The sequence below is a fragment of the Propionibacterium acidifaciens genome, from assembly GCF_003798325.1.
Lineage (GTDB): Bacteria > Actinomycetota > Actinomycetes > Propionibacteriales > Propionibacteriaceae > Propionibacterium > Propionibacterium acidifaciens.
On the sequence record NZ_CP033719.1, the window covers coordinates 1,027,258 to 1,052,599 of the forward strand.

21 protein-coding genes are annotated in these 25,342 nt (G+C 71.1%); 10 read left to right on the forward strand and 11 right to left on the reverse strand.

Translation table 11 applies throughout. The features are described from left to right. Positions 1 to 39 precede the first annotated feature (39 nt). Entirely contained in the window at positions 40 to 1,818 is a 1,779-nt protein-coding gene (locus EGX94_RS04380) for an ABC transporter ATP-binding protein (RefSeq protein WP_021797594.1), read from the forward strand. After that, positions 1,811 to 3,550: an ABC transporter ATP-binding protein gene (locus tag EGX94_RS04385; RefSeq protein WP_021797612.1), complete on the forward strand. Its 1,740-nt coding sequence runs from the start codon at positions 1,811 to 1,813 to the stop codon at positions 3,548 to 3,550. The genes EGX94_RS04380 and EGX94_RS04385 overlap by 8 nt, the downstream gene beginning before the upstream one ends. Before the next feature lie 109 nt (positions 3,551 to 3,659). Here the strand turns inward: EGX94_RS04385 and EGX94_RS04390 are convergent, their stop codons facing one another. The 5 genes from EGX94_RS04390 to EGX94_RS04410 form a co-directional block, all read right to left on the reverse strand. Further along, positions 3,660 to 4,847, reverse strand: coding sequence for a M20 metallopeptidase family protein (locus tag EGX94_RS04390; RefSeq protein WP_021797595.1), 1,188 nt, complete (start codon positions 4,845 to 4,847; stop codon positions 3,660 to 3,662). A gap of 77 nt (positions 4,848 to 4,924) precedes the next feature. Next, on the reverse strand, positions 4,925 to 5,806 hold the full coding sequence (locus tag EGX94_RS04395) for a MetQ/NlpA family ABC transporter substrate-binding protein (protein WP_051383792.1): 882 nt from the start codon (positions 5,804 to 5,806) through the stop codon (positions 4,925 to 4,927). 40 nt (positions 5,807 to 5,846) lie between these two features. Further along, positions 5,847 to 6,728, reverse strand: a complete 882-nt coding sequence (locus EGX94_RS04400; RefSeq protein ID WP_021797593.1) for a MetQ/NlpA family ABC transporter substrate-binding protein — start codon at positions 6,726 to 6,728, stop codon at positions 5,847 to 5,849. Positions 6,729 to 6,762: 34 nt separating this feature from the next. Then, positions 6,763 to 7,455, reverse strand: coding sequence for a methionine ABC transporter permease (locus tag EGX94_RS04405; protein WP_021797613.1), 693 nt, complete (start codon positions 7,453 to 7,455; stop codon positions 6,763 to 6,765). After that, positions 7,452 to 8,570 carry a methionine ABC transporter ATP-binding protein gene (locus tag EGX94_RS04410; protein ID WP_021797598.1) on the reverse strand — a complete coding sequence of 373 codons (1,119 nt, stop codon included), beginning with the start codon at positions 8,568 to 8,570 and terminating at the stop codon, positions 7,452 to 7,454. The genes EGX94_RS04405 and EGX94_RS04410 overlap by 4 nt, the downstream gene beginning before the upstream one ends. 437 nt (positions 8,571 to 9,007) lie before the next feature. On the opposite strand from EGX94_RS04410, the gene EGX94_RS04415 reads away from it, so the two are divergent. The 3 genes from EGX94_RS04415 (at position 9,008) to EGX94_RS04425 (ending at position 12,810) form a co-directional block, all read left to right on the forward strand. Then, positions 9,008 to 10,087, forward strand: coding sequence for an ABC transporter ATP-binding protein (locus EGX94_RS04415; RefSeq protein WP_028706806.1), 1,080 nt, complete (start codon positions 9,008 to 9,010; stop codon positions 10,085 to 10,087). Positions 10,088 to 10,213: 126 nt separating this feature from the next. Further along, the gene (gene metB / locus EGX94_RS04420; RefSeq protein WP_021797616.1) at positions 10,214 to 11,389 is read left to right on the forward strand and encodes a cystathionine gamma-synthase; all 1,176 of its coding nucleotides are present in this window, start codon (positions 10,214 to 10,216) and stop codon (positions 11,387 to 11,389) included. Positions 11,390 to 11,424: 35 nt separating this feature from the next. Then, positions 11,425 to 12,810, forward strand: a complete 1,386-nt coding sequence (locus EGX94_RS04425) for a DUF4032 domain-containing protein (RefSeq protein WP_021797597.1) — start codon at positions 11,425 to 11,427, stop codon at positions 12,808 to 12,810. A gap of 294 nt (positions 12,811 to 13,104) precedes the next feature. Here EGX94_RS04425 and EGX94_RS04430 read toward each other — a convergent pair whose 3' ends face one another. The 5 genes from EGX94_RS04430 to EGX94_RS04450 form a co-directional block, all read right to left on the reverse strand. Further along, on the reverse strand, positions 13,105 to 13,467 hold the full coding sequence (locus EGX94_RS04430; protein WP_021797610.1) for a hypothetical protein: 363 nt from the start codon (positions 13,465 to 13,467) through the stop codon (positions 13,105 to 13,107). A gap of 186 nt (positions 13,468 to 13,653) precedes the next feature. Further along, complete coding sequence (locus EGX94_RS04435; protein WP_021797622.1) at positions 13,654 to 14,316, reverse strand: LutC/YkgG family protein; 663 nt, start codon at positions 14,314 to 14,316, stop codon at positions 13,654 to 13,656. Positions 14,317 to 14,318: 2 nt separating this feature from the next. After that, on the reverse strand, positions 14,319 to 15,851 hold the full coding sequence (locus EGX94_RS04440; protein ID WP_021797618.1) for a LutB/LldF family L-lactate oxidation iron-sulfur protein: 1,533 nt from the start codon (positions 15,849 to 15,851) through the stop codon (positions 14,319 to 14,321). Positions 15,852 to 15,856: 5 nt separating this feature from the next. Further along, a complete protein-coding gene (locus EGX94_RS04445; protein WP_021797623.1) occupies positions 15,857 to 16,651 on the reverse strand; it encodes a (Fe-S)-binding protein in 795 nt (264 codons plus the stop codon). A 40-nt stretch (positions 16,652 to 16,691) separates the two neighbouring features. Then, positions 16,692 to 18,374, reverse strand: coding sequence for an L-lactate permease (locus EGX94_RS04450; protein ID WP_043121693.1), 1,683 nt, complete (start codon positions 18,372 to 18,374; stop codon positions 16,692 to 16,694). 318 nt (positions 18,375 to 18,692) lie between these two features. Here EGX94_RS04450 and EGX94_RS04455 point away from each other — a divergent pair, with 318 nt between their 5' ends. The 5 genes from EGX94_RS04455 (at position 18,693) to EGX94_RS04475 (ending at position 24,614) form a co-directional block, all read left to right on the forward strand. Then, complete coding sequence (locus EGX94_RS04455; protein WP_051383793.1) at positions 18,693 to 19,385, forward strand: FadR/GntR family transcriptional regulator; 693 nt, start codon at positions 18,693 to 18,695, stop codon at positions 19,383 to 19,385. A 54-nt stretch (positions 19,386 to 19,439) separates the two neighbouring features. Then, on the forward strand, positions 19,440 to 20,843 hold the full coding sequence (gene cysS / locus EGX94_RS04460) for a cysteine--tRNA ligase (protein ID WP_123825943.1): 1,404 nt from the start codon (positions 19,440 to 19,442) through the stop codon (positions 20,841 to 20,843). Then, positions 20,843 to 21,781, forward strand: a complete 939-nt coding sequence (gene rlmB / locus EGX94_RS04465) for a 23S rRNA (guanosine(2251)-2'-O)-methyltransferase RlmB (protein ID WP_123825945.1) — start codon at positions 20,843 to 20,845, stop codon at positions 21,779 to 21,781. The genes cysS and rlmB overlap by 1 nt, the downstream gene beginning before the upstream one ends. A 366-nt stretch (positions 21,782 to 22,147) precedes the next feature. Continuing rightward, positions 22,148 to 23,596: an amino acid permease gene (locus tag EGX94_RS04470; protein ID WP_021796698.1), complete on the forward strand. Its 1,449-nt coding sequence runs from the start codon at positions 22,148 to 22,150 to the stop codon at positions 23,594 to 23,596. A 1-nt stretch (position 23,597) separates the two neighbouring features. Continuing rightward, entirely contained in the window at positions 23,598 to 24,614 is a 1,017-nt protein-coding gene (locus EGX94_RS04475) for an asparaginase (RefSeq protein WP_021796696.1), read from the forward strand. Positions 24,615 to 24,683: 69 nt separating this feature from the next. On the opposite strand, the gene EGX94_RS04480 is transcribed toward EGX94_RS04475, so the two are convergent. Then, complete coding sequence (locus EGX94_RS04480; RefSeq protein WP_021796702.1) at positions 24,684 to 25,328, reverse strand: class II aldolase/adducin family protein; 645 nt, start codon at positions 25,326 to 25,328, stop codon at positions 24,684 to 24,686. Between the last annotated feature and the right edge of the window lie 14 nt (positions 25,329 to 25,342).

Here is a 25,342-nt window from a genome sequence, read left to right on the forward strand (position 1 = left end):
CGGCACGGTCACCACCAGCCGCCGAGGAGGAGGCATTCCATGAGCGCACAACCGGCACCGGACGCCGGGCAGCCGCCGCCGAGGAACATCTGGGAACTGACCGCCAGCGCGCACCGTTCGATGCTGCTGGGCGGCCTGGTCGCCTTCGTCGGCTCGGCCCTGAAGATCGTGCCGTACGTCGGGCTGGTCGAGATCGCCCGGGGGCTCCTGTCCGGCGCCCCGGCGGCGCGACTGTGGGGCTGGGTGATCGCGGCCGTCATCGCCATGATGGTCCACGGCGTCGCCTACACGGGGGCCGTCGGCGCGAACCACCGCACCGAGGCCGGGCTGCGCTACCAGCTGCGCCGGCGCCTGGTCGACAAGCTCAAGCGCGTGCCGCTGGGCTGGTTCAACGACCGGTCCAGCGGCGTGGTCCGCAAGGCGATCACCTCGGACACCAGCTCGGTCCACTCGCTCGTCGCGCACCTGTCGGGCGACCTGGCGAACACCCTGGGGGTCGTCGTGGTGGGCTTCGGCTACCTGCTGTGGCTGGACGCCCGCTTCGCCGGCGCGCTCATCGCCGGCTGGGTGCTGCTGCTCGCCCTGTGCATGCTGCCGAGCCTGCGCGCCATGGGCAGGAGATTCGAGGACTACTCGGCCGCCGAGCGCGAGCTCGCCGCGGTGACCGTCGAGATGGTCGACGGCATCAAGGAGGTCAAGAACTTCGGCATGACCGCCACGGTGTTCGGCCGCTTCGACGCGGCCCGCAAGCGGCACGCCGACGTCTCGATGGAGTGGATGAACGCCGCGGGGATCGGCATGGCGATCGTCGGCGCGGCGATGCAGCCGGCCACGACCCTGGCCCTGACCGCGGGCACCGGCTACTGGTTCGTCCGCATGGGCTGGGCGCAGCCCCTGACGGTGCTCGCCTTCGCCCTCGTCTGGGTGGGCATCCCCGAGGGCCTCCAGGCGCTGGTGCAGATCTTCCAGCAGGTCTATGCGGCGACCCAGGCGGCCCGGTCCACGCTCGACGTGCTGTCCACCGGGGAGCTGCCCGAGCCCGACGCGCCGGCCGAGTTCACGGCCGACCGTTCACTCATCGAGCTGAAGAACGTCTCCTTCTCGTACGAGCCCGGCACGCCGGTCATCGAGGACGTCAGCCTCACCTGCCGCCCCGGCACCGTCACCGCGCTCGTCGGCCCCTCCGGCGGCGGCAAGTCGACGCTGGCCAAACTCATCGCCCGCTTCTGGGACGTCGACTCGGGCTCCATCAGCGTCGGCGGCGTCGACGTGCGCGCCCAGACGAACCAGCAGCTCATGAGCTCGATGTCGCTCGTCTTCCAAGAGGTCATGACCGCCACCGACACGGTCGCCGGGAACATCGCCCTGGGCAGGCCCGACGCCACCCGCGACGAGATCGTCGCGGCGGCACGGGCGGCGCGCATCCACGAGCGGATCATGACCCTGCCCGAGGGCTACGACACGACGCTCGGCGAGAACGCCGGCTTCCTGTCCGGCGGCGAGGCCCAGCGTCTGACCATCGCCCGCGCCTTCCTGGCCGCTCCCCCGATCCTCATCCTGGACGAGGCCACGGCCCAGGCCGACGCCCACTCGGAGCTGGAGATCCAGCGGGCCATCACCGGCCTGGCGCAGGGGCGCACGGTCGTGATGATCGCCCACCGCCTGTCGACCATCCGCAGCGCCGACCAGATCGCCGTCGTCGACGACGGGCGCATCACCGAGACCGGCACCCACGACGAGCTGCTGGCGGTCGGCGGGCAGTACGCCGCGCTGTGGGCCGCGCAGAACCAGACCATGGCAGGAGTCCACGATGCTTAGCCGGTTCAACTCCTTCTTCGACCGGCCCTCGACGATCCACCTGCTGGTGACCGGCTATGTCGTCGCGGCCGTCCTGCAGGGCCTGGCCTTCAGCGCGCTCATCGGTTTCCTGCGCGCCCTCCTCGGGCCCGACCCGGGGCAGGCGTGGGGCCCGATGTGGCTGCTCGTCGGCTTCGGCGCCGCCGCCTTCCTCATCCAGGCCGCCACACTGATCCGCGCGAACAAGGTGAGCGCCTACGACGTCTGCGGCAACGCCGTGGCCAGGATCGGTTCCCACGTCGTGCGGCTGCCGCTGGGCTGGTTCGATTCGGGTTCGGTCGGGCGGGTCTCCTCGGCCATCTCGACCGAGACCGACAACCTCTCGCACCTGACACCCATCGTGCTGCCGCAGTTCATCTCCGGGATCGTCACCCCGCTGACGGTGCTGGTCGTCACCCTCTGCTACGAATGGCGCCTCGGCCTCATCATGCTCCTCGTGGTGCCGGTCGTCGCCCTGCTGTGGAACTGGGCCTCGCGGCTGCTCATGGCCGAGCACCGGCGGGCCCCCGCCATCGCCGCGCGCACCGCCTCGGTCGCCATCGAGCACGCCCACCTGCAGCCGGTGCTGCGCGCCCAGGGCATCTCGGGCACCGCCTGGCGGCCCCTGGCCGAGGCCCTGTCGGACGAGAACGACGAGATGAACGCGATCATGGCGGCCCAGGGACGCCCGACCATCGCCTTCGGTCTGCTCGCCCAGGCCTTCTTCGCCGCCGTGCTGGCCGCCGGCCTGGGCATCGTGCTCGGCGGCGGCCTCGACGCCGCGGCCTTCGTCGCGATCGGCGTCATGGCCGCCCGCTTCACCACGCCCATCTCGCAGTCGATCTTCTACGCCGCCGCCCTGCAGCAGGACATGGTCAGCCTCGACGCGATCGAGCAGATCGTCGAGGCCCCGACCCTGCCCGAACCGGCGAGCCCCGGGCACCCGGCGGGCACCGACATCCGCCTGGACGACGTGACCTTCGGCTACACGACCGGTGACACGCTCTTCGAGCAGTTGTCGCTGCAGGCCGCCGAGGGGCGGATCACCGCGCTGGTCGGCCCGTCCGGCTGCGGCAAGTCGACGGTCACCAAGCTCATCGCCCGCTTCTGGGACGTCGGCTCCGGCCGGATCACCGTCGGCGGCGTCGACGTGCGGAACATGGACTCGGCCGAGCTCATGGACATGGTCTCGATGGTCTTCCAGGACGTCTACCTGTTCGACACGACGATCGCCGAGAACGTGCGGATCTCGCGTCCCGGGGCCACCGACGAGGAGCTGGCCGAGGCCATCGCCCGGGCGGGTCTCGAGCCCGTCATCGCCGCGCTGCCCGATGGGCTCGACACGCGGGTCGGCGAGGGCGGGCTGAGGCTGTCCGGCGGCGAGCGCCAGCGCGTCTCGATCGCCCGCGCCTTCCTCAAGGACGCCCCCATCCTCCTGCTGGACGAGATCACCTCGGCGCTGGACGCCGAGAACGAGTCGGCCATCACGCAGGCGCTCGCCGAGCTGGCGGCCGGACGGACGGTCGTCGTCATCGCCCACCGCCTGTCGACGATCATGGCCGCCGACCACGTCTACGTCCTGTCCGGACGCGAGCGCGGCATCCCGACCCGCATCGTCGAGCACGGCTCCCCGGCCGAGCTGGCGGCCGGGGACGGCATGTTCGCCGAGCTGGTGCAGGACTTCTCGCAGACGGCGCGCTGGAGCGTGCGCTGAATCCCGGCCCGGGACGATGGGGCCCGGGCGGGCCCCTGGCGGGCTCTCCCGCCCGCGATCCCGTCGGGCCGGGGCGGGGGGCCCGGCCCACTCGGTGAGACGGCCCGCCTCAGCCCTCGTAGCCGCCGGCAAGCCAGCGCAGCGCGTAGCCGACGTGGAGTTCGGCGCCGATCGGCAGAGCGGCCTCGTCGAGCGCGAACTCGTAGGTGTGGTGCGGGTGGCTCGTGGCGGGGGTGCCGCCGGAACCGACCCGGGCGTAGACGCCCGGCGCGTGGTGGAGGAAGACCGCGAAGTCGTCGCCGCCGGCGCTCCTGGGGTTGTCCGTGATGACCCGCTCGACGCCGGGCACCTCGAGGGCGACCCGGGTGGCGAAGCGCGAGGCCTCGGGGTCGTTGTCGAGGACGTCGGCGTAGACGGTGCGGGTGAACTCGGCGGTCGTGTTGTGGGCGCGGGCCGTGGCATCGGCGATGCGTTCGAGCGAGGCCAGCACGGTGGCGCGCACCTTCTCGTCGAAGGCCCGCACGGTTCCCTCGAGGTGGGCCGAGGAGGCGATGATGTTGTAGTTCTCGCCCGAGGCGAATGTGCCGATGCCCACGACGGCCTCGTCGAAGGGGCTCAGCTCGCGGGCCACGATCTGCTGGGCCTCGACGACGATCGAGGCTCCCGCGACGAGCGCGTCACGGCACAGGTGCGGTTTGGAGACGTGACCGCCCCTGCCGTGGACATCGATCGAGAAGTGGTCGACGCTGGCCCACTGCGGGCCGGCGGTCGTGCTCACCGTGCCGACCGGAAGGTCCGAGGCGAAGTGGAAGCCGAAGACCTGGTCGAGGCCCTCGAGGGCGCCCTGCTTCTCGAAGATGAGGCCGCCGGCGCCGATCTCCTCGGCCTGCTGGAAGGCGAACTCGATGGTGCCGTCGAAGTCGGCGCGGTGCGCCGCGAGGACCTCGGCCGCCGCCAGCAGGGCGCTGACATGGCCGTCGTGGCCGCAGGCGTGGTTGGCCCCGACCGTGCTGGCCCACGGCGCGCCGCAGTCGTCGCGCAGCGGCAGGGCGTCGATGTCGGCGCGCAGCAGGATCGTCGGCCCCTCGTCGGCGCCGGTGAGAGTGCCGAGCAGGCCCGTCTCACCGACCCCGACGTGGTCGATGCCCAGCGAGTCGAGGCGGTCGGAGATGTACTGCGCCGTGCCGAACTCCTTCAGGCTCGTCTCGGCGTGCTGGTGAAGATGGCGGCGGTCGGCGATGATGCGCGGGGCGAGCGCCTCGATCTCGGCGTGGATGCGCTGCTGGTCGAAGACCATGATTCCTCCTGCTCGCCGAGTCCGGAGCAACGGGCCGCGCCGGCCCGGACCAACGGCGTCCTGCTGTCGTCGGCTGTTCAGGCGGCCTTGCTCTGCGAGGCGGTGGCGCTCGGGGACGCCGAGGGGGCGCCGTCCCACACCGGGAACTGCGAGCCCTTGTAGACGTCGGCGATCGTCCGGGCGACCTCGTCGGACTGGAAGTACCGCACGACCGTCCGGTAGGTCTCGTCGTCCACGTCGGAGGCGCGGGCGGCGATGACGTTGTAGTACGGTTTGGAGGCCTCGCCGACCTCCTCGCGCAGCAGCGCGTCGGCGCTCGGGGTGAGCCCGGCGTCGACGGCGATGTCCGCGTTGATGGCCGCCAGGTCGGCATCGTCGAGGGAGCGGGCGGTCTGGGCGGCGTCGAGCTGGGTGATCCGCAGGTTCTTCGGGTTGCCGGTGACGTCGTCGAGGCCCGGGGTGAGCCCGGCGTCCGGGTTCACCGTGATGAGCCCGGCCTTCTCGAGCAGCTTCAGCGCCCGGCCGCCGTTGGAGACGTCGTTCGGGATGGTCACCGTGGCGCCGTCGGCCAGATCGCCGACTGAGGAGACCCTGTGCGAGTACAGGCCCATGGGCTCGATGATCGTGTAGCCGATCGAGGTGAGGTCGGTGCCGTGCTCGCTGTTGTAGGTGTCGAGGTAGATCTCGGTCTGGAAGCTGTTGAGGTCGACCGAGCCGTCGCTCAGCGCCTGGTTCGGCTGGACGTAGTCGGAGAACTTCACGAGCTCGACGTCGATGTTCTCGTCGTTCTTGAGGTTCTCCGCGGCGGTCTCCCAGGGCTCGTTGTTGTCGCCGTAGACGCCGACCTTGACGGTCGCCCCGTCCTTGCCGGAGCCGTTCGAGCCCGTCGACGAGCCGGAGCAGCCGGCCAGCCCGACGGCCACGACCAGGGCCAGCCCTGCCGCGAGTGCGCGCTTCATGAGATTCTCCTTCACTGCATGGTTGTGTTCGGGATGCCGTTCAGGCGGCCTTGCTCTGCGAGGCGGTGGCGCTCGGGGACGCCGAGGGGGCGCCGTCCCAGACGGCGATCTGGGAGCCCCTGGTGCTGTCGGCGATCGTCCGGGCGACCTCGTCGGACTGGTAGTACCGCACGACCGTCCGGTAGGTCTCGTCGTCCACGTCGGAGGCGCGGGCGGCGATGACGTTGTAGTACGGCCTCGAGGCCTCGCCGGTCTCCTCGATGAAGATCGCGTCGGTGCTCGGGGTGAGCCCGGCGTCGACGGCGATGCCCGAGTTGACGACGGCAGCATCCGAGTCGTCGAGGGAGCGGGCGGTCTGGGCGGCGTCGAGCTGGGTGATCCGCAGGTTCTTCGGGTTGCCGGTGACGTCGTCGAGGCCCGGGGTGAGCCCGGCGTCCGGGTTCACCGTGATGAGCCCGGCCTTCTCGAGCAGCTTCAGCGCCCGGCCGCCGTTGGAGACGTCGTTCGGGATGGTCACCGTGGCGCCGTCGGCCAGATCGCCGACCGAGGAGACCCTGTGCGAGTACAGGCCCATGGGCTCGATGATCGTGTAGCCGATCGAGGTGAGGTCGGTGCCGTGCTCGCTGTTGTAGGTGTCGAGGTAGATCTCGGTCTGGAAGCTGTTGAGGTCGACCGAGCCGTCGCTCAGCGCCTGGTTCGGCTGGACGTAGTCGGAGAACTTCACGAGCTCGACGTCGATGTTCTCCTTCTCCTTCAGCGAGTCGGCCGCGGTCTCCCAGGGCTCGTTGTTGTCTCCGACGACGCCGACCTTGACGGTCGCCCCGTCCTTGCCGGAGCCGTTCGAGCCCGTCGACGAGCCGGAGCAGCCGGCCAGCCCGACGGCCACGACCAGGGCCAGCCCTGCCGCGAGTGCGCGCTTCATGGAGTTCTCCTTCGTGCGGAATGGGGATCGGTCGTCAGTGGGTGACGCGCTTGACCAGGAGATCGGCGATCGCCTGGGAGACGTAGACGAGGACGAGGATGATGAGCGTGCAGACGACAGTGACGTCGTTCTGGAAGCGGTTGTAGCCGCGGGAGATCGCCAGGTCGCCCAGGCCGCCGCCGCCGACGATGCCGGCCATCGTCGTGAGACCGATGAGACTGATGATCGTCAGCGCCGAGACGCGGATGATGCCCGGGCGCGCCTCGCGCAGGTAGACGCGGAAGATGACCTCCATCGGGCTGGAGCCCATCGCCTGGGCCGCCTCGACGACGCCCGGGTCGACCTCGAGGACGGCGTTCTGGATCTGCCGGGCGTAGAACGGCACGGTGCCGATGACGAGCGGGACGAGGGCGGCGGTGGTGCCGATCGTCGTGCCCGTCATGATGCGGGTGAGCGGTCCGACGAGCGCGATGAGGATGACGAACGGGATCGAGCGGAACAGGTTCACGAGCTTGTCGAGTACCCAGTACAGCCGCGGATGGGGCCCGATGCCGCGCCTGTCCGTGACGACGAGGACGGTGCCCAGGACGATGCCGAGCACGCCGGCGATGAGGGCCGAGACGGCCGTCATGTAGAGGGTCTCGACGGTGGCGTCCCACAGGTCGTCCGGCCTCTTCAGGACGTTCGGCAGCAGGACGTGGGCGACGCGTCCGAGCCAGTCGGTCATCGGTGGTCCTCCTCGTCACGGCCCCCGTCGACGTCGGCGGCCTCGGCCGCCGCGCGCTCTCGGATGGACTCGATCTCGGCGTCACTGTAGTTGTGCACGCGTACCCCGGAGCCCGCCAGCCAGCCCTCGGCCGCGTCCAGGTCGGGCTGGGAGCCCGACAGGCCGAGCAGTAGGTTGCCGACCGGCGTCCCCGAGATGACCTCGACGTTGGCGAACAGGATGGTGGCGTTCACGTTGTAGTCGCGGGTCAGGGCGGCGACCACGGGATCCCCGGTGGTCGCGCCGGCGAACTGCAGGGAGACGAGGCGGTCCCCGCTGCCGTGCCTCACGAGGTCGGGGTGGGTGATGACCGTCGTGATCCCGGCCTCGACGTGGTTGGCGGTGTCGATGAAGTCGCGGGTCAGCGGCTCGTGCGGGTCGGTGAAGACGTCGACGGTGGAGCCGCGCTCGATGATGCGGCCCTCCTCCATGACGGCCACGTGCGAGCAGATCTGCTTGACGACGCCCATCTCGTGGGTGATGAGGACGACCGTCAGTCCGGTCTGGGCGTTGAGTCGGCCGAGCAGGTCGAGGATGCCGCCGGTGGTCTTCGGGTCCAGGGCGCTGGTGGCCTCGTCGCAGAGCAGCACCGAGGGGTCGTTGGCCAGGGCCCGGGCGATGGCCACGCGCTGGCGCTGGCCGCCGGACAGCTGGCTCGGGTAGGCGCTCGCCCGATCAGCCATGCCGACCAGGTCGAGCAGCCCCATGACGCGCTCGCGCACCTGCGGCTTCGTCCGCCCGCCCCCCCTGAGCGGGTAGGCGACGTTGCCGAACAGCGTGCGCGAGCCCAGCAGGTTGAAGTGCTGAAAGATCATGCCGATCCGCTTGCGGGCGCCTCGCAGCCGGACCGCGGAGAGCCCGGTCATCTCCTGCCCGTCCACGCGCACCGAGCCCGACGTGGGCCGCTGCAGCAGGTTGATCGTGCGCACGAGGGTCGACTTGCCGGCCCCCGAGTAGCCGACGATGCCGTAGACGTCGCCGTCGTCGACCGTCAGGTCGACGTCGCGGACGGCGCGGATCGTCTCCCCCGGGCGGTGGCCGGGGAAGGTGACGTTGACACCGGTGAGTTCGATCACCTGGATTGTACCTCCCGTTGCCGGCCGCAGTGCGGCCGTGATGGATGAAGCGGAGAAGAGGGGGCCGGCGGCGCACTCGCACCCTCACCGGACGAGGATTCGCGAGGACGGGCGCATCGGGCCCGGACGCCATGCATCGCTGCGCTCGGGCCTCGGCGGCCGGCGCGAGAACCGGGGTTCAGCGGACGCGACACATGGCGCTGGTCATTCGACGACCAACGACGACGGTGCGCATCAGGGAGAACTCCACGGACCCATGATGCCCGAGACCGCCCTCCGTGGCAAGCGGGCCCCGCGGGGATGGGCCCGGCGGGGCGTCGCGGAGGCGGGACGCGGGGAGGATGTGCGAGAATGAGTACGGGCGAGGACGTCCTTCGTCCTCTCTACGACGGATCGTCGGGCACGTTCCTGCCCGTGGAAAGGATTTGGTGGCGATCATGGCCACTGTCAGCTTCAAGGATGCAACCCGCGTCTATCCCGGCGCCGACCACGCCGCGGTGGACAAGCTCAACCTCGAGATCGGCGACGGCGAGTTCATGGTGCTCGTCGGCCCCTCCGGCTGCGGCAAGTCGACGTCGCTGCGCATGCTGGCCGGGCTCGAGGAGGTCAACTCCGGCTCGGTGTGGATCGGCGACAAGAACGTCACCGACCTGGCGCCCAAGGACCGCGACATCGCCATGGTCTTCCAGAACTACGCGCTCTATCCCCACATGACCGTCGCCGACAACATGGGCTTCGCGCTCAAGATGAAGGGCGTGCCGAAGGACGAGCGCGAGGCGCGCGTCCTCGAGGCCGCCAAGCTCCTCGGCCTCGAGGCGCTGCTCGGCCGCAAGCCCAAGAACCTGTCCGGCGGTCAGCGCCAGCGCGTCGCGATGGGCCGCGCCATCGTCCGGGACCCCCAGGTCTTCCTCATGGACGAGCCGCTCAGCAATCTCGACGCCAAGCTGCGGGTGCAGACCCGCACCCAGATCGCGGCCCTGCAGACCAGGCTCGGCGTCACCACCGTCTACGTCACCCACGACCAGGTCGAGGCCATGACGATGGGCGACCGCGTCGCCGTCATGAGGGACGGCGTGCTCCAGCAGGTGGACCGTCCGCTCGCCCTCTACGACAGTCCGAAGAACCTCTTCGTCGCCGGCTTCATCGGCTCCCCGTCGATGAACCTGCTGCCCGCGACGGTCGTGGACGGCGGCGTCGAGATCGACGGGCACGTGATCGCCATGCCGCGCGAGGCGACCGAGCGCGCCAGCGACGCCGACGTCGTGCTCGGCATCCGACCCGAGAGCTTCGAGGTCTCGACCACCGGTGAGGGGGTCACGATGGCGATCGGCGCGGTCGAGGAGACCGGCGCGGACTCCTACCTCTACGGCACCCTCGCCAACGACCCGGACGACCAGCAGGTCGTCGCCCGCGTCACGACCCGCACTCCCCCGCCCCGCGGCGACCGCGTCGTCCTGCACGTCGAACCGACGAAGGTGCACGTCTTCGACAAGAAGTCCACCGAGCGGATCTCGTGACCGCCCGCGGGGCCCGAACCGGAAGCGCCGTCCCGCCCGTGGACCGGGCCCCGGCCGGGCGGACGAGGGGCTACCGTCGGAACCGGCGCCGGGGCGCGCCGGCAGGACGATGAGGAGGCACCGCACATGAGCCAGGACGGACAGCTGTCCCCGCTGGCCCGCGCCGTGCGCGCGGGCTTCGACACCGACTCCCAGTACGGTTCGGTGACCCCCGCCCTGTACCCGAGCACCAACTACCGCTTCGCCGGGATCGGCGAGGACAAGCCGGCCTTCGACTACTCCCGCTCGGCGAATCCGACGCGCGCCCTGCTGGCGCGCACGCTCGCCGACCTCGAGCACGGCGCCGACGCCACCGTCACCGGCTCGGGCATGAGCGCGATCACCGCGACCGTCGAGGCCCTCGTCGGCCCGCACGGGCGCGTCGTGGCCCCGGCCGACTGCTACGGCGGCACCTGGCGGCTGCTCGACCACCTCGCGGCGCGCGAGCGCATCGAGGTCGACTTCATCGACATGTCCGACCTCGGGCGGGCCCGCGCGGCGCTGTCCCGCCCGGCCGAGCTGGTCCTCGTCGAGACGCCCTCGAACCCGCTCATGCGCATCACCGACATCGCCGCCACCGCTGAGTTGGCCCACGCCCGGGGCGCGCTGCTCGTGGCGGACAACACCTTCTGCTCGCCGGTCCTGTCGAACCCCCTCGACCTGGGCGCCGACGTCGTACTGCACTCCACCACGAAGTTCATCAACGGCCACTCCGACGTGGTGGGCGGCGTGGTCGTCTCCGGCACGGCCGGGCTCGGCGAGCAGGTGCAGCACTGGGCCAATGCCCTCGGTCTGACCGGCGGCGCCTGGGACTCCTGGCTGACGCTGCGCGGGCTGCGCACGATCGACGCCCGGGTGCGCGTCCATGAGGAGAACACGGCCGCCGTCGTCGAGCAGCTGGCGGACAGCGACGCCGTCGCCCGCGTCCACTACCCGGGCCTGCCCGGGCACCCCGGTCACGCGCTGGCGGCCCGCCAGCAGCGCGGCTTCGGCGCGCTGCTCAGCTTCGAGCTGGCCGGCGGGCTCGACGCGGTCAAGGCCTTCTCGAGCGACCTGCGGGCCATCGACCTGGCCGAGTCCCTGGGCGGCACCGAGTCACTGCTGGCCCACCCGGCGACGATGACCCATGCCGGCATGACGCCGCAGGCGCGCGCCGCGGCCGGCATCACCGACTCCCTGCTCCGCCTGTCGGTGGGCATCGAGCCGATCGCCGACCTGAGGGCCGACCTGGCGGCGGCCCTCGAGCGCGCCGCCCGGGCCTGACCCCGTTCCTCAGGCGCCGGTGGCACACTTGTCCCGTGCCACGATTCCTGTCAGCGAAGCCGGATGCCCGGCTCATCCCCCTGCCCTGGGACACGCCGCTGGCGCAGTGGCCGATCGAGCACCTCGTCGCGTTGCCGCGGGGCATCTCGCGCCACGTCGTGCGCTTCGTCACCGTGGACGACCAGGTCTACGCGGCCAAGGAGGTCGCCGAGCACCTGGCGATCCACGAGTACCGGCTGCTGCACGACCTCATGCGCCTGGGCACCCCCTCGGTCGAGGCCGTGGCCGTGGTGAGCGGGCGCGTCGGGGCCGACGGCGAGCCGCTCGACTCGGTGCTCATCACCCGGCACCTCGACTTCGCGCTGCCCTACCGCTCGCTGTTCAGCCCGGGCGTGCGCCACGACACCGTCCTGCGCCTGCTCGACGCCATGGTCGTCCTGCTGGTCCGGCTCCACCTGCTGGGCTTCATGTGGGGCGACGTCTCGCTGTCGAACATCCTCTTCCGCCGCGACGCCGGCGCCTTCGCGGCCTACCTCGTCGACGCCGAGACCGGCGAGCTGCACGACCGGCTCACCGACGGCCAGCGCGCCCACGACCTCGAGATCGCCCGGGTCAACATCTTCGGCGACTTCTGCGACTTGGAGGCCGGCGGGCTGCTGGACGAGTCCCTCGACCCGCTCGGCCTCGTCGAGACGATCGAGTCGCGCTACCACGAGCTGTGGAACGAGCTGACCGGCCTCGAGGAGTTCTCAGGCTCCGAGCTGCATCGCATCGAGTCGCGGGTGCGGCGCCTCAACGCCCTCGGCTTCGACGTGGCCGAGCTCGACATCCAGACGAGTCCCGACGGGCGGACGGTCTCGATGCAGCCGAAGGTCGTCGACGCGGGCCACCACTCGCGGCGCCTCATGCGCCTGACCGGCCTCGACACCGAGGAGAACCAGGCCCGGCGGCTGCTCAACGACCTGGACACCTTCCGCGCCCGTCGGCAGCTCCAGGAGGTCGACGAGGCGGTCGTCGCCCACCAGTGGCTCACCGAGTGCTTCGAGCCCGTCGTCAACGCGGTCCCGGCCGAGCTCCAGGGCAAGCGCGACCCCGCCCAGCTCTACCACGAGGTCCTCGACTACCGCTGGTACATGTCCCAGCACGAGAACCGGGAGGTGCCGCTGCTGGAGGCCACCGCCGGCTACATCAACGACGTCCTGAGGACGCTGCCGGACGAGGCGATGAGCGGCGACGCGATGGTGCAGGTCGAGGGAGGGGGGCGACGGCTCGCCAATCCCTACGACCCCTCGATGGGCTACGCCGATGAGGACGACGAGGACGAGGGGCCCGCCCACGATCCGTGGGAGGACGCCGCCGCGCAGGCCGACGCCGGCCCGGACGGCGTCCTCGACATCGACGCGCTGCGCGAGAAGGGCTGACATGCCGGTTCCTCCAACCGCGCGGCAGGGCAGGGCGCCCCGGGCCGATTGCTCGGGGGCACCTGTTCGTTGATCGGCGGGCCGGGTGGGCGCGGCATGTCGTGCGACGCGTGGTCGGTCCGATGTTCGCGGGCCGGTACCGCATGACGCTGTTCCGGTGGGGCGTTCCGGCTTCTCCGACGTCGAGCACGGCCCGGTGGCCGCGCACAGCCCTTGCGCCGCTCGCCCCTCACGCCGCAGCAGTGCCCGGCCCGGACACGAACAGCGGAATCCGTGGGCCCGACCGGGCGAGGCTCAGGGCTCGATGTCCTCGGCGCCGGGCCCGTCGTCCTCGTCGTCCCAGAGCTCATCCTCCGCGTCCCGGTCCCCGACGCTGCGAATGACCGTCCTCATCCGGGTGAGCTGGTCGGCGCTGACGGCGATGAGACCCGGCTGGTCGCCGGCCAGCAGCGTGTAGCCGCCCAGCGGGTCGGCCGCCGCCCCGACGAGCGGCGCCTCGTCGACCGCGGGCTCGGGCGCGGTGACGTAGGGGTCGTCGCCGGCGGCATCGGTGTCGACGGGCTCCGGCGGGCTCACGCGCGGCACCCCGCCGATGGCCTCGCGGACCCGCTCGCCGATGCTGCTGGTGCGCGGGTTGTGCTTGCGCGTCTCGGCCATGGGTCCTCCTGGCGTGCTCCTGGGCGGACGGCGCGCCGCCCGCGGTGACGGGCAACCACCCTAACCGGGCCGGGCCCGGCGGGCGCCGCCGGGCCCGCACGTCGGACGGCGGCCCCGGACGAGACGCAGGCCGGGCCCGCCCCTCGGGGCGGTCCCGGCCTGCGTCGATCGGTCGGCGGGTGGGACTCAGCCCTGGTCCTCGACCAGCACCACGTAGAGGGTGCGGGGGCCGTGGACGCCGTCCACGCGGGACAGCTCGATGTCGCTGGTGGCCGAGCCGCCGGAGATGAAGGTCAGCGGGTGGCCGGCTTCCACCGAGGGGCGCAGGTCCTGCACCGACTCGGGGACGTCGGAGACCACCTGCGAGGCCCTGATCACGCAGACGTGGCGGTCGGGTACCAGGGACAGGGCGCGGCGGCCCTGGTCGGCGGTGTGGTCGAGCACGATCGTGCCGGTGTCGGCGATGCCGGACGCCGCGGCGGTGACGACCGCGTCGGTGCCGTCGAGAGTCCCGTGCGTCAGCTGCGGGTCGTCGACGCGGACCTCGAAGCCCGCCGCCGTCATCGCGTCCTGCCAGGACTTCTCCAGCCCGGACGGGACGACGACCGACTCCTTGGCGCCGGTGGCCCTCAGGCCGGTCACGACGGCCTCGGGCACCGCGGCCGGCTTGGCGCGCACGACGGTGGCCGAGTAGTCGATGACCTTCTGCTCGAAGGTGCCGACGACATCGTCCATCTCGATGCCCAGGCCGTAGGTCCAGTTGACGGGCTGGTCCTTGACCGGGTCCCTCTCGGTGATGTCCACCGTGGCCCGACGGATGCGAGCGAGGATCTCCTGCTTGGCGTCCATGGTCACTTCTCCTCTCCGCGGTTGGCCTTCCACCAGTCGCGGAACGTCTGGCTTGGGATGTGGTCGATGTTGCGGTAGTCGAGCCAGCGGTTGGCGACCGGCACCGGCAACGGGCCGATCTTGTGCGGGCCGAGGATGCGGCTGGCGGAGCGGGAGGCGTACATGACCGTCTCCCAGTGCTTGTAGTCGCCGAGCACCCAGGCGGCCGCCTTCATGATGACCTTCTCGCCGTTGACATCGACGTCCTTCGAGAGCTCCTTGCGCTCCGCGTCGGCGACCCGGTTGCGCAGGTGGACGATGATGTCGGTGAAGGGGATCTTGACCGGGCAGACCTCGTTGCACGCCCCGCACAGCGAGCACGCGTAGGGCATGGTCCGGTCGACCGGGTCGTCGATGCCGCGCAGCTGCGGGGTCAGCGTGATACCGATCGGGCCGGGGTAGACCGAGCCGTAGGCATGACCGCCGGCGCGCTCGTAGACCGGGCAGACGTTGATGCACGACGCGCAGCGGATGCAGCGCAGCACCTCGCGGCCGACGGGGTCGGCCAGCACGTTCGTGCGGCCGTTGTCCATGAAGATCACGTGCTGCTCCTGCGGACCGTCGTTCGGGGTGACGCCGCTCCACACGGAGTTGTACGGGTTCATGCGCTCACCGGTGGCCGAGCGCGGCAGCAGCTTGAGGAAGATCTCGAGGTCGTCGTAGCTCGGCAGGACCTTCTCGATGCCGACGAGGGAGATGAGCGTGTCGGGCAGGGTCAGGCACATGCGGCCGTTGCCCTCGGACTCGACGATGACGAGCGAGCCGGTGTCGGCGAGGACGAAGTTGGCGCCCGAGACGGCGACCCTGGCGCGCAGGAACTTCTCGCGCAGGTGCAGGCGGGCCGCGTTGGCCAGCTCGGGCGGATTGGACGTGACATCCTCGGGGCACGGGCGGCCGTAGTTCTTCATCTCGCGCAGGAAGATCTCGCGGACCTCGGCGCGATTGCGGTGGATGCCCGGTACGACGATGTGGCTGGGGCGGTCGTGGCCGAGCTGGACGATGAGCTCGGCCAGGTCGGTCTCCCAGGCCGCGATGCCCTGCTCCTCGAGGTACTCGTTCAGGTCGGTCTCCTGGGTGGTGATCGACTTGATCTTCACGACCTCCTCGACGCCCTTGGCCTTGGCGATGTCGCCGACGATGCGGTTGGCCTCGTCGGCGTCGCGGGCCCAGTGCACCTGGACGCCGTGCGCGGTGAGGGACTTCTCGGCCTCCTCCAGGTAGTGGTCGAGGTGACGGCCGACGCGGTTCTTCACCTCGTAGGCGGCCTCGCGGATGTCCTCCCAGTCGGGGGTCTCGGACACGCGCAGGGCGCGCTTGTTGCGGATGGTCGTCGTGGCGTTGCGCATGTTCTTGCGCTGGACGACGAGCTTGAGCTCCTTCTTGACGGCCTTGGTGAACTTCGGCTGGCCCAGGAAGGTGCCGCCGTGCTCAGGGGCGGGAGTCAGGCGGGCGACGCCGTAGTTGCCCTCGGTGATGCGACGCAGTTCGGTGGTCATGGCACTCAGTCCTCCTCTGTGTTGGCCAGGACCTCGACGAGGTGGATGGTCTTGACGCCGGCGTTCTGCCGGGAGAGGACGCCGCCGATGTTGAGCAGGCAGGAGTTGTCCCAGCCCACGACGTACTCGGCGCCGGTCTCGCGGATGTGACGGGCCTTGTCGGCCGCCATCGTGGAGCTCATGTCGGGGTTCTTCACGCAGAAGGTGCCGCCGAAGCCGCAGCACTGCTCCGCGGCGGGCAGGTCGACGGTCGTCATGCCCCGCACGTTCTCGAGCAGGCGGTAGGGGCGGTCGCCCAGCTTGAGCAGGCGCATGCCGTGGCAGCTCGGGTGGAGGGTGACCAGGTGCGGGAAGTAGGCGCCCACGTCGGTGACGCCGAGCACGTCGACGAGGAACTCGCTGATGTCCAGCGAGATGCTGCTCGTGTGCTCGACGTCGCGCATCAGGCCCTGGTCGCCGGCGTGCTCGGCCAGCATGGGGTGCTGGTCGCGCACGGCGGCGATGCAGGAGCCCGACGGGGCGACGACGTAGTCGTAGTCGCTGAAGGCCTTCACGTACGACTCCACCATGTCCATCGACTCCGTGAAGTAGCCGGTGTTCGTGGTGATCTGCGCGCAGCAGGTCTGCTCCCTGGGGAAGTGGACCCTGCAGCCCAACCGCTCCAGCAGCTTCGTCATGGCGATGCCGGTCTGCGGGAACAGGATGTCGTTGATGCACGTGATGAACACCGCGACGTCCAGACCGGCGCCGGGAAGACCCGGTGCACCGGCCCGGGTGCCGGGCGAGGTGGTGGTGGTCATGGAAGAACCTCCGTTGACGATGATGGGCGAGGAATCGGTTTCAGGGGAGCAGCCAGCCGAGGACCGGGGTCGACATGAGGCCGGCGATGATGCACATGAACACGATGAGGACGATCGAGTACTTGAACACCTTGCGGAGAATCGTGGACTCGCCGCCGGCCAGGCCGATGGCGGTGGCCGCGACGGTCAGGGACTGGGGCGAGATCATCTTGCCGACGACACCGCCGGCGGCACCGGAGCCGACGAGCAGGGAGCGCATGGCCTCGAGGTTGGCGGGATCGCCGATCTGCTCACCGATGCCCGACTGCAGGCCGGAGAACAGGATGTTCGCCGAGGTGTCCGAGCCGGTCACGTAGGTGCCGATCCAGCCGAGGATCGGGGCGAGGAACGGGTAGACGGCGCCGGCGCCGGCGATGAACAGGCCGAGGGCCATCGTCTGGCCGGAGTCGCCCATGACGTAGGCGAGGGCGACGACCAAGCCGATGGTGATGAGCGAGAACTTCATCTTCTTGAGGTTGACGAGCAGCTCGCCGAACAGGTCCCGGATGGAGACCCTGTAGATGATGCCCACGAGGAGGGCGACGATGAGCAGCAGGAAGCCCGGCGTGCTCAGCCACGGCCACGTGTAGCTCTGGTGGGCGCTCGCCTTCCCGGTGGTGCTCAGCAGCTCGCCCAGACCCGGCCAGGCCATCTTGACGTCGGCCTTCTTGAGCAGCGCCTGGACCGAGGGGACGGCGGCGATGCCGAAGATGACGATGACGAGGATGTAGGGCACGAGGGCCATGACGATGCGGCCGGCGGTGAGCTTGTCGCCGCCCTCCTCGGTCCTGCCGGCGGGCCCGGTCTCGAGGGAGGGGTCCATCGGGATGCCGATGCGCTCCGCGGCCTCGGCTCCGCCCCTGGGCTTCCAGAAGCGCAGGAAGACCATGGCCAGGCCGACGGAGATGACGGCGGCGAAGATCTCGGTGAGGTTGTACAGGCCGGTGCCGGCGACGATCCACTTGACGGCGCCGAAGATGAAGCCGACGAACAGGCCGAAGGGCCAGCACTGCTTGATGCCCTGCCTGCCGTCCATGATGCCGAGCATGAGGAAGGGCACGACGAGGCAGAGGATGGCGCAGATGCGGGCGGTCACCGGGGCGACCTGGGAGACCTCGAGGCCGCCGGTGCGGGCGGCCATGAGGACGGGCAGGCCCACGGCGCCGAAGGCGACGGGGACGGTGTTGGCGACGAGCGCGGTGACCGCGGCGCGCAGCTTGCCGAAGCCCACGGCGATGAGCATGGCCGCCGCGATGGCGACGGGGGCGCCGAAGCCGGCGAGGGCCTCGAGGAGACCGCCGAAGCAGAAGGCGATGAGGATGCCCAGGACGCGCGGGTCGTCGGAGATGAGGAAGAAGGTACGCCGCAGGTCGTCGAAGCGACCCGAGATGACGGTGACCTGGTACATCCAGATGGCGGCCAGCAGGATCCAGCCGATCGGGAAGAGGCCGTACAGGAAGCCCTCGACGCTGGACGAGACGGCCATGGTGACGGGCATGTGGTACGCGGTGATGGCCACGACGAGGGCCAGCGCCCATGAGGCGAGGCCGGCCCAGTGCGCCTTCCAGCGCAGTGCGCCGAGGGTGATGAGCATGCAGGCGATCGGAATGAGAGCCACGAGGGCGGAAGCCCACTGGTGGCCAAGTGGGTTGGTGCTGGGCGTGAACGCTTCGAGCAGTACCACGAGAACCCCCCGTTCGATGTTCTTTGGACGATGAGTGATGAATGCCTCTCCGGCGAGACGGCCACCATTCTGGGACGACAATAGGTCCTACCAATTATCGGGGTCAAGAAACCTTTTCCGACAAGGAAGGACTCCGGGACCGCCGCGGCCCGGCGCCGTCCGGGGAGGCCTCTGCGGCACCGTCCGCGGTCTTGACACGTCGGCCACAATGGGCCCATGCCCAGGACACGCGACGCGGGGGTCGGGCTGGACCGGCCCGAGCGCTGCCACGACTGCGCCATCATGCAGGCCAAGGGCATGTCGGGCTTCGACGTGGCGCTGCACCACATCGAGTCCGAGATCCTCGCCGGCAACTACGTGGCCGGCACGCAGCTGCCCCCCGAGCGGGAGCTCGCCGCGCGGCTGTCGGTCGGCCGCGGCGCCGTCCGCGAGGCCATCCGCGTCCTGCAGGCCCAGGGCATCGTCGTCTCGGGCACGGGCCCGGGCAACGGCACCCGGATCCGCGCAACCCCTGGCGACGCGCTCGGCCGGATGTTGCGCCTCCAGCTGGCGCTGGACATCACCTCGGTCGAGGACCTCACCGAGACGCGCATCGTCGTCGAGAAGGCGGCGACCGTCGCGGCCGCCCACCACGGGCCGAACGCGGCGCTGCGCCGCGCCGGGCTGCTCGTGGAGCGGATGGAGCGCCGCACCGACCCCGACTCGTTCAACGAGCTCGACACCTCCTTCCACATCGCCGTCATCGAGGCGAGCGGCAACCACATGCTGTCGATGCTCTCGGCGGCCATCCGGCACACGCTGTCGGCGCCGATCCGCCGCGCCGAGGAGCGCCTGGACGACTGGGACGAGGTGCGCTCCGGGCTCGTGGCGGAGCACCGCGCGATCCTCGAGGCCGTCCGGGTGCACGACGCGAACCTGGCGTCCGAGCTCGTCGAGAAGCACATCCGCCACTCCTACGAGGTGCTCCTGCCCGACGGCGCCGCCCCCGCCGAAAGCGGCACGCACGGCTGACCCGCCCCGCCCGGGGCTCTCGTGGGGAGCCCGGGCGCTCGGTAGACTGCCGGCGTGTCCTTCCACGTCTATGACGAATCCACCGGCGCCGTCGTACCCTTCACCCCGCTCGTGGAGGGCAGGGTGTCGATCTACCACTGCGGCCTCACCGTGCAGAGCTCACCGCACCTGGGGCACATCCGCAAGGAGGTCGTCTTCGACGTCCTGCGCCGTTGGTTCACGGCGAGCGGCTACGAGGTGAGGGTCGTCGCCAACATCACCGACATCAACGAGAAGATCTGGGCCCGGGCCGCCGAGGCGGGCCTCGAGTGGTACGAGCTGGCCTACGCCGTCGAGCTCGAGCTGCACCGCGCCTACTCCGCGCTCGGCTGCATCCCGCCCAGCTACGAGCCCCGGGCCACCGGCCACATCACCGAGATGATCGAGCTCACCCGGCGCCTCATCGACCGGGGCCACGCCTACCCGGCCGACGACGGCTCCGGCGACGTCTACTTCGACGTGCGCAGCTGGCCCGAGTACGGCTCCCTGTCGCACCAGCGCCCCGAGGACATGTCCTCCGACGAGTCGTCCGACGGGCGCGGCAAGCACGACCGCCGCGACTTCGCCCTGTGGAAGGGCGCCAAGCCCGGGGAGCCGGCCACCGCCGGCTGGCCCAGCCCGTGGGGCCCCGGCCGGCCCGGCTGGCACCTCGAGTGCTCCGCGATGAGCCTGAAGTACCTCGGCGAGAGCTTCGACATCCACGGCGGCGGCCTCGACCTGCGCTTCCCGCACCATGAGAACGAGCAGGCCCAGTCCCGGGCCGCCGGCTACGGCTTCGCCCGCTACTGGATGCACAACGCCTTCGTCACGATGGCCGGCGAGAAGATGAGCAAGTCGCTCGGCAACGGCACGATCGTCACCGAGGTCACCACGCGCTTCCCGCCGCGCGCCGTGCGCCTCTACCTGGCCCAGCCGCACTACCGCTCCACCATCGAGTACTCCGAGGGATCGCTGGCCGAGGCCGCCGCCCAGCTCGAGCGCATCGACGCCTTCTGCGCGCGCGCCGGCGCCGCGGGACCCGTCGCGTTCGCCGTCGACGACCTGCCCACGGCCTTCGTCGAGGCCATGGACGACGACCTCGGCACGCCGGGCGCCTTCGCCGTCCTCCACGAGACGATCACCGCGGGCAACAGGGCCCTCGACGCCGGGGACCGGGGGGCGGCCGAGGAGGCGCTCCGCCGGGTGCGCGCCATGCTCCACGTCCTCGGCCTCGACCCGCACGACCCGGAGTGGGCCGGGACGGGCGGCGCCGACCCGGCCGTGCTGGACGGGCTCGTCCGGCTCGTGCTGGAGCAGCGGGCCGAGGCCCGCGCCCGCAAGGACTACGCATCGGCCGACCGGATCCGCGATGCGCTCGCCGGGGTCGGCGTGCGCATCGAGGACACGCCCGACGGGCCGCGGTGGAGCGTGAACCGCTGATGGCGACGACCAAGGGATCCGGCGGCAAGGGCCGCCGCAGGCTGGCCGGCCGCGGGCCCACGCCCAAGGCGGAGGACCGCGTCTGGCACAAGGCCCGCAGGGCCAAGCAGGAGAGGCTCGCCCGTGACGTCGCCCGGCCCCGGAGGCGGGCAGGGGCGAGCGGCCCCGGAGTCGGGGCCGGTTCCGGACGCGGCGCCGGCCCCGACTGGGTCGTCGGCCGCAACCCCGTGCTCGAGGCGCTGCGGGCCGGGCTGCCGGTGCGCCGCGCCTTCGTGGCCGAGGGCTCCGAGCGCGACGACAGGCTGCGCGAGATCTTCGCGTTCGCCGCCGGGCACTCGCTCACGCTCCTCCAGGTGCCGCGCACCGAGCTCGACCGGCTCACCGGCGGGGTCGCCCACCAGGGCGTGGCCGTCCAGCTGCCGGAGTTCGAGTACGCCGACCTGGCGGAGGTCATGGCCGCGGCGCTCGGCCGCGACGACGACCACGGCCTGCTCGTGGCCTGCGACGGCATCACCGACCCGCACAACCTCGGTGCGATCATCCGCTCGGCCGCCGCCTTCGGCGCCGACGCGGTCGTCATCCCCGAGCGTCGCAGCGCCGCGATGACCGCGGCGAGCTGGAAGTCCTCGGCCGGCACCGCCGCGCGCATCCCGGTCGCCCGGGTGAAGAACCTCAACCGGGCCCTCGGGCAGATGGCCGACGCGGGCTTCACCGTGGCGGGCCTGGCCGGCGAGGGCGACACCGACGTGGCCGGCGTGCCGGGCGCGGACGGCCCGCTGGCCCTCGTCGTCGGCTCTGAGGGCCAGGGCCTGTCGCGACTCGCCCGGGAGCACTGCGACGTGCTCGTGGCGGTGCCTGTCACCGACTTGGTCGAGAGCCTCAACGCCTCGGTCGCGGCGGCGATCGCGCTGTACGAGGTGAGCCGGTCGCGCGGCTGAGGGAACGCCCCTCGACAAAAGATGCGCAGACACGGGATGCGCATCGGGCAGATGCACGACGTGCGATCCAGTCGTGCGGCGGGGAGCCCCATGTCGCATCGTCTGCACCGGCGGGGCCGTTCCGCCGCCGCGTGCGCCCGGGGCTTGCCGCCTCGTACGTGCGCGTGCGCCCGTCACCGCCCTTCGCCGCCGCCGCGCGCCCTCATGACCGACCCGGCCGGGGCGCTGCGGAATGGCTCGTCGCCGCGCTGCACCTGCTCGGGTCGGGGATGGGCTGAGGCGCGGGCGCCGGGCCCCGGTGCAATACTGGCCCCTCAACGGGGATCGCGGGCCCGCCGCGGCCCCTCAGCGCGGAGAGGACGCACCGTGGACGACGCCACCACAGCCGAGAGCCCCGGGAGGCTGGCCGACAAGGGCGATGCCGGGTACGACAAGGCCCTGAAGAACCGCCATCTGCAGATGATCGCCATCGGAGGGTCGATCGGCACCGGCCTGTTCCTGGGCGCCGGCGGCCGCCTCGCCCAGGGCGGCCCGGGCCTGGCGATCGCCTACGCGATCTGCGGCGTCTTCGCCTTCCTCATGGTCAGGGCGCTCGGCGAGCTGGCCATCCGCCGCCCCTCCTCGGGCGCGTTCGTCTCGTACGCCCGCGAGTTCCTGGGCGAGAGGGGCGCCTACGTCACCGGCTGGTTCTTCTTCCTGGACTGGGCCGTCACCGTCATGGCCGACATCACGGCCGTCGCGCTCTACCTGCACTACTGGTCGCTGTTCCGGCCGGTCCCGCAGTGGGTGCTGGCGCTCGTCGCGCTGGCGATCGTCTTCGTGCTCAACATGCTCAGCGTGCGCATGTTCGGCGAGGCGGAGTTCTGGTTCGCCCTCATCAAGGTCGCGGCGATCGTCGCCTTCATGCTCATCGCCATCTGGGCGATCATCGTCGGCGCCCCGGTCGCCGACACGACCGCCGGCTTCCACAACATCACCGACGGCGGGGGCTTCTTCCCGCTGGGCATCGCCCCGGTCTTCGCGCTGACGCTGGGCGTCATCTTCGCCTTCGGCGGCACCGAGATGGTGGGCGTCGCGGCCGGCGAGGCGGCCGAGGCCAGCAGGGTCCTGCCCAAGGCGATCAACTCGATGATCCTGCGCATCTTCGTCTTCTACGTCGGCTCGGTCATCCTCATGGCCCTCGTGCTGCCCTACACCGCGTACTCGTCCAACGAGTCGCCGTTCGTCACCTTCTTCTCCGGCATCGGCATCCCGCACGCCGGGGACATCATCCAGGTCGTCGTGCTCACCGCGGCCCTGAGCTCGCTCAACGCCGGCCTGTACTCGACCGGCCGCACGCTGCGCTCGATGGCCGTGGCGGGCGAGGCCCCGGGCTTCGCGGCCCGCCTCAACCGCCACCACGTGCCCTACGGCGGCATCATCATCACCTCGACGCTCGGTCTGTTCGGCGTGGCCCTCAACGCCTTCCTCGCCGAGGACGCCTTCGAGATCGTCATGAACCTAGCCGGCATCGGCATCGCCGGGACCTGGGCCATGATCCTCGTGACGCACCTGAGCTTCCTGCGGAGGGTGAGGGCCGGGAAGGAGCAGCGCCCGGTTTACCGCATGCCCGGCGCGCCGTTCACGAACTACCTGTCGTTGGCCTTCTTCATCGTCGTCGTCGCCTCGAACCTGACCTCGGCCTCCGGACGCTGGACGCTCGCGCTGTTCGCCGTCGTGGTCGTCGCCATGATCGGCGGCTGGTTCGCCGTGCGCGGCAGCATCAGGGCCGACCTGCTCGAGAGCATGATCGCCGACGGGGACGAGGAGGGTTGAGATGCGCACGCACATCCTGTACACCGGCGGCACGCTCGGCATGGTCGAGACCCCGCAGGGCCTCGCGCCGGGCGCCGACCTGGCCGGCTGGCTGGACCGCCTCCTGGACGGCACCGAGATGGCCGGCACGGTCGAGATGACGAGCTTCGAGCACCTCATCGACTCGTCCAATGCGACGCCGGACGACTGGCGGGCGATCGTCGAGGACCTGTGGGCCCACCACGACTCGGCGGACGCCTTCGTCGTCCTGCACGGCACCGACACGATGGCCTACACCTCGGCCGCCCTCTCGTACGCGCTCACCGGCTTCGGCAAGCCGGTCGTGATGACCGGCGCCCAGTACCCGCTGGGCGTCGTCGGCACCGACGCGGCGCCGAACGTGACCGGGGCGCTGCGCGCCGCCACGAGCGGCAAGGTCGGCGGGGTGGCGGTGTTCTTCGGCCACAAGCTGCTGGCGGGGGCCCGCGTGACGAAGACCTCGTCGTGGTCCTACCAGGGCTTCGACTCCCCGGCCGTGCCGGCGCTGGCGCTCACCGGGGCCCCGTGGCAGTGGACGCCGCCCGCGGAAGGCGCCACCGGCTGGCCCGATCCCGCGCCGTACCGCCGTCACGACGTCCTCGTGCTCGACCTCGTGCCGGGCGTCACCGCGGCGCGCCTGGCCGCGGCGCTCGACCCGCCGCCCGAGGCGGTCGTGCTGCGCGCCTTCGGCACCGGCAACGTGCCCAGCGAGGAGCCCGGGCTCACCGATCTGCTCGCCCGCACCATCGCCTCCGGCGTCCCGATCGCCGTCGCCTCCCAGTGCGTCCAGGCCGAGGTGCTGCTCGGCCACTACGAGGCCGGCTACGCGCTGGCGCAGTCCGGCGCCATCGGGGCCCACGACATGACCCTGGAGGCGCTCTACGCCAAGCTCGTCTTCCTGCTGTGCCAGGGGCTCAGCGGCGCCGGACTCGTCGAGGCGATGGGCCGCAACATCGCCGGGGAGCTCACGACGGACCCCGACCAGCCCCTCACCCAGTAGCCGCGCCGAGGACGGCGCCGCGGCCCCTCCGGCCTCCGCATGCGCAACGCCGGAGCGCCCGGCTCCAGCTCATCGAATTCGCGTCGGCACATAGGTCTTCAGCCCGTTGAGGACGTGGGCCATCCGGCCCTCGTCCAGCGTCTTGACCGGCAGCCCGGTGCTCATGGCGCGCAGCTGGATCTCGCAGACGTACTCCAGGTAGGGCAGCAGCGAGAAGGCCTTCCGCAGGCTCGGGCCGATCGTGACGGCCCCGTGGTTCGACATGAGCGCGCCGAGGCGTCCCTGCAGGGCGGCGCAGACGTTGCCGGCGAGCTCGTCGGTGCCGAAGCGGGCGTACGGCGCGACGCGGATCGGTCCGCCGAACATGCCCGAGTAGTAGTGCGAGCAGGGCACCTCGTCGACGACCAGGCCGAGCGCCGTGGAGGCCGGCGCATGGTTGTGGGTGATGGCCGTGGCGCCGGTGCCCTTGTAGACGGCCAGGTGCAGGGGCAGCTCGCTCGACGGTTCGAGCTCGGCGTCGACGGCGGCGCCTGCCATGTCGTGCACGCCGACCATCTCGAGCGTCAGGTCCTGGTAGTCGATCGCCGACGGGGAGATGACGACCCGGTCGCCCACCCGGACCGAGACGTTCCCCGCGGTCCCGACGACCAGGCCGAGCCGCTGCATCTGACGGCAGGTCCGTACGACGGCGCGACGTTCTTCCCCGAGAATCATGGTCCTCCCTTCCT

What these genes read in the sequence shown, in the direction of transcription:
- EGX94_RS04380 (WP_021797594.1), top strand. Translation starts at nt 40, where the DNA reads ATGAGCGCACAACCGGCACCGGACGCCGGGCAGCCGCCGCCGAGGAAC.
- EGX94_RS04385 (WP_021797612.1), top strand. Translation starts at nt 1,811, where the DNA reads ATGCTTAGCCGGTTCAACTCCTTCTTCGACCGGCCCTCGACGATCCAC.
- EGX94_RS04390 (WP_021797595.1), bottom strand. Translation starts at nt 4,847, where the DNA reads ATGGTCTTCGACCAGCAGCGCATCCACGCCGAGATCGAGGCGCTCGCC.
- EGX94_RS04395 (WP_051383792.1), bottom strand. Translation starts at nt 5,806, where the DNA reads ATGAAGCGCGCACTCGCGGCAGGGCTGGCCCTGGTCGTGGCCGTCGGG.
- EGX94_RS04400 (WP_021797593.1), bottom strand. Translation starts at nt 6,728, where the DNA reads ATGAAGCGCGCACTCGCGGCAGGGCTGGCCCTGGTCGTGGCCGTCGGG.
- EGX94_RS04405 (WP_021797613.1), bottom strand. Translation starts at nt 7,455, where the DNA reads ATGACCGACTGGCTCGGACGCGTCGCCCACGTCCTGCTGCCGAACGTC.
- EGX94_RS04415 (WP_028706806.1), top strand. Translation starts at nt 9,008, where the DNA reads ATGGCCACTGTCAGCTTCAAGGATGCAACCCGCGTCTATCCCGGCGCC.
- metB (WP_021797616.1), top strand. Translation starts at nt 10,214, where the DNA reads ATGAGCCAGGACGGACAGCTGTCCCCGCTGGCCCGCGCCGTGCGCGCG.
- EGX94_RS04430 (WP_021797610.1), bottom strand. Translation starts at nt 13,467, where the DNA reads ATGGCCGAGACGCGCAAGCACAACCCGCGCACCAGCAGCATCGGCGAG.
- EGX94_RS04435 (WP_021797622.1), bottom strand. Translation starts at nt 14,316, where the DNA reads ATGGACGCCAAGCAGGAGATCCTCGCTCGCATCCGTCGGGCCACGGTG.
- EGX94_RS04440 (WP_021797618.1), bottom strand. Translation starts at nt 15,851, where the DNA reads ATGACCACCGAACTGCGTCGCATCACCGAGGGCAACTACGGCGTCGCC.
- EGX94_RS04445 (WP_021797623.1), bottom strand. Translation starts at nt 16,651, where the DNA reads ATGACCACCACCACCTCGCCCGGCACCCGGGCCGGTGCACCGGGTCTT.
- rlmB (WP_123825945.1), top strand. Translation starts at nt 20,843, where the DNA reads ATGGCGACGACCAAGGGATCCGGCGGCAAGGGCCGCCGCAGGCTGGCC.
- EGX94_RS04475 (WP_021796696.1), top strand. Translation starts at nt 23,598, where the DNA reads ATGCGCACGCACATCCTGTACACCGGCGGCACGCTCGGCATGGTCGAG.
- EGX94_RS04480 (WP_021796702.1), bottom strand. Translation starts at nt 25,328, where the DNA reads ATGATTCTCGGGGAAGAACGTCGCGCCGTCGTACGGACCTGCCGTCAG.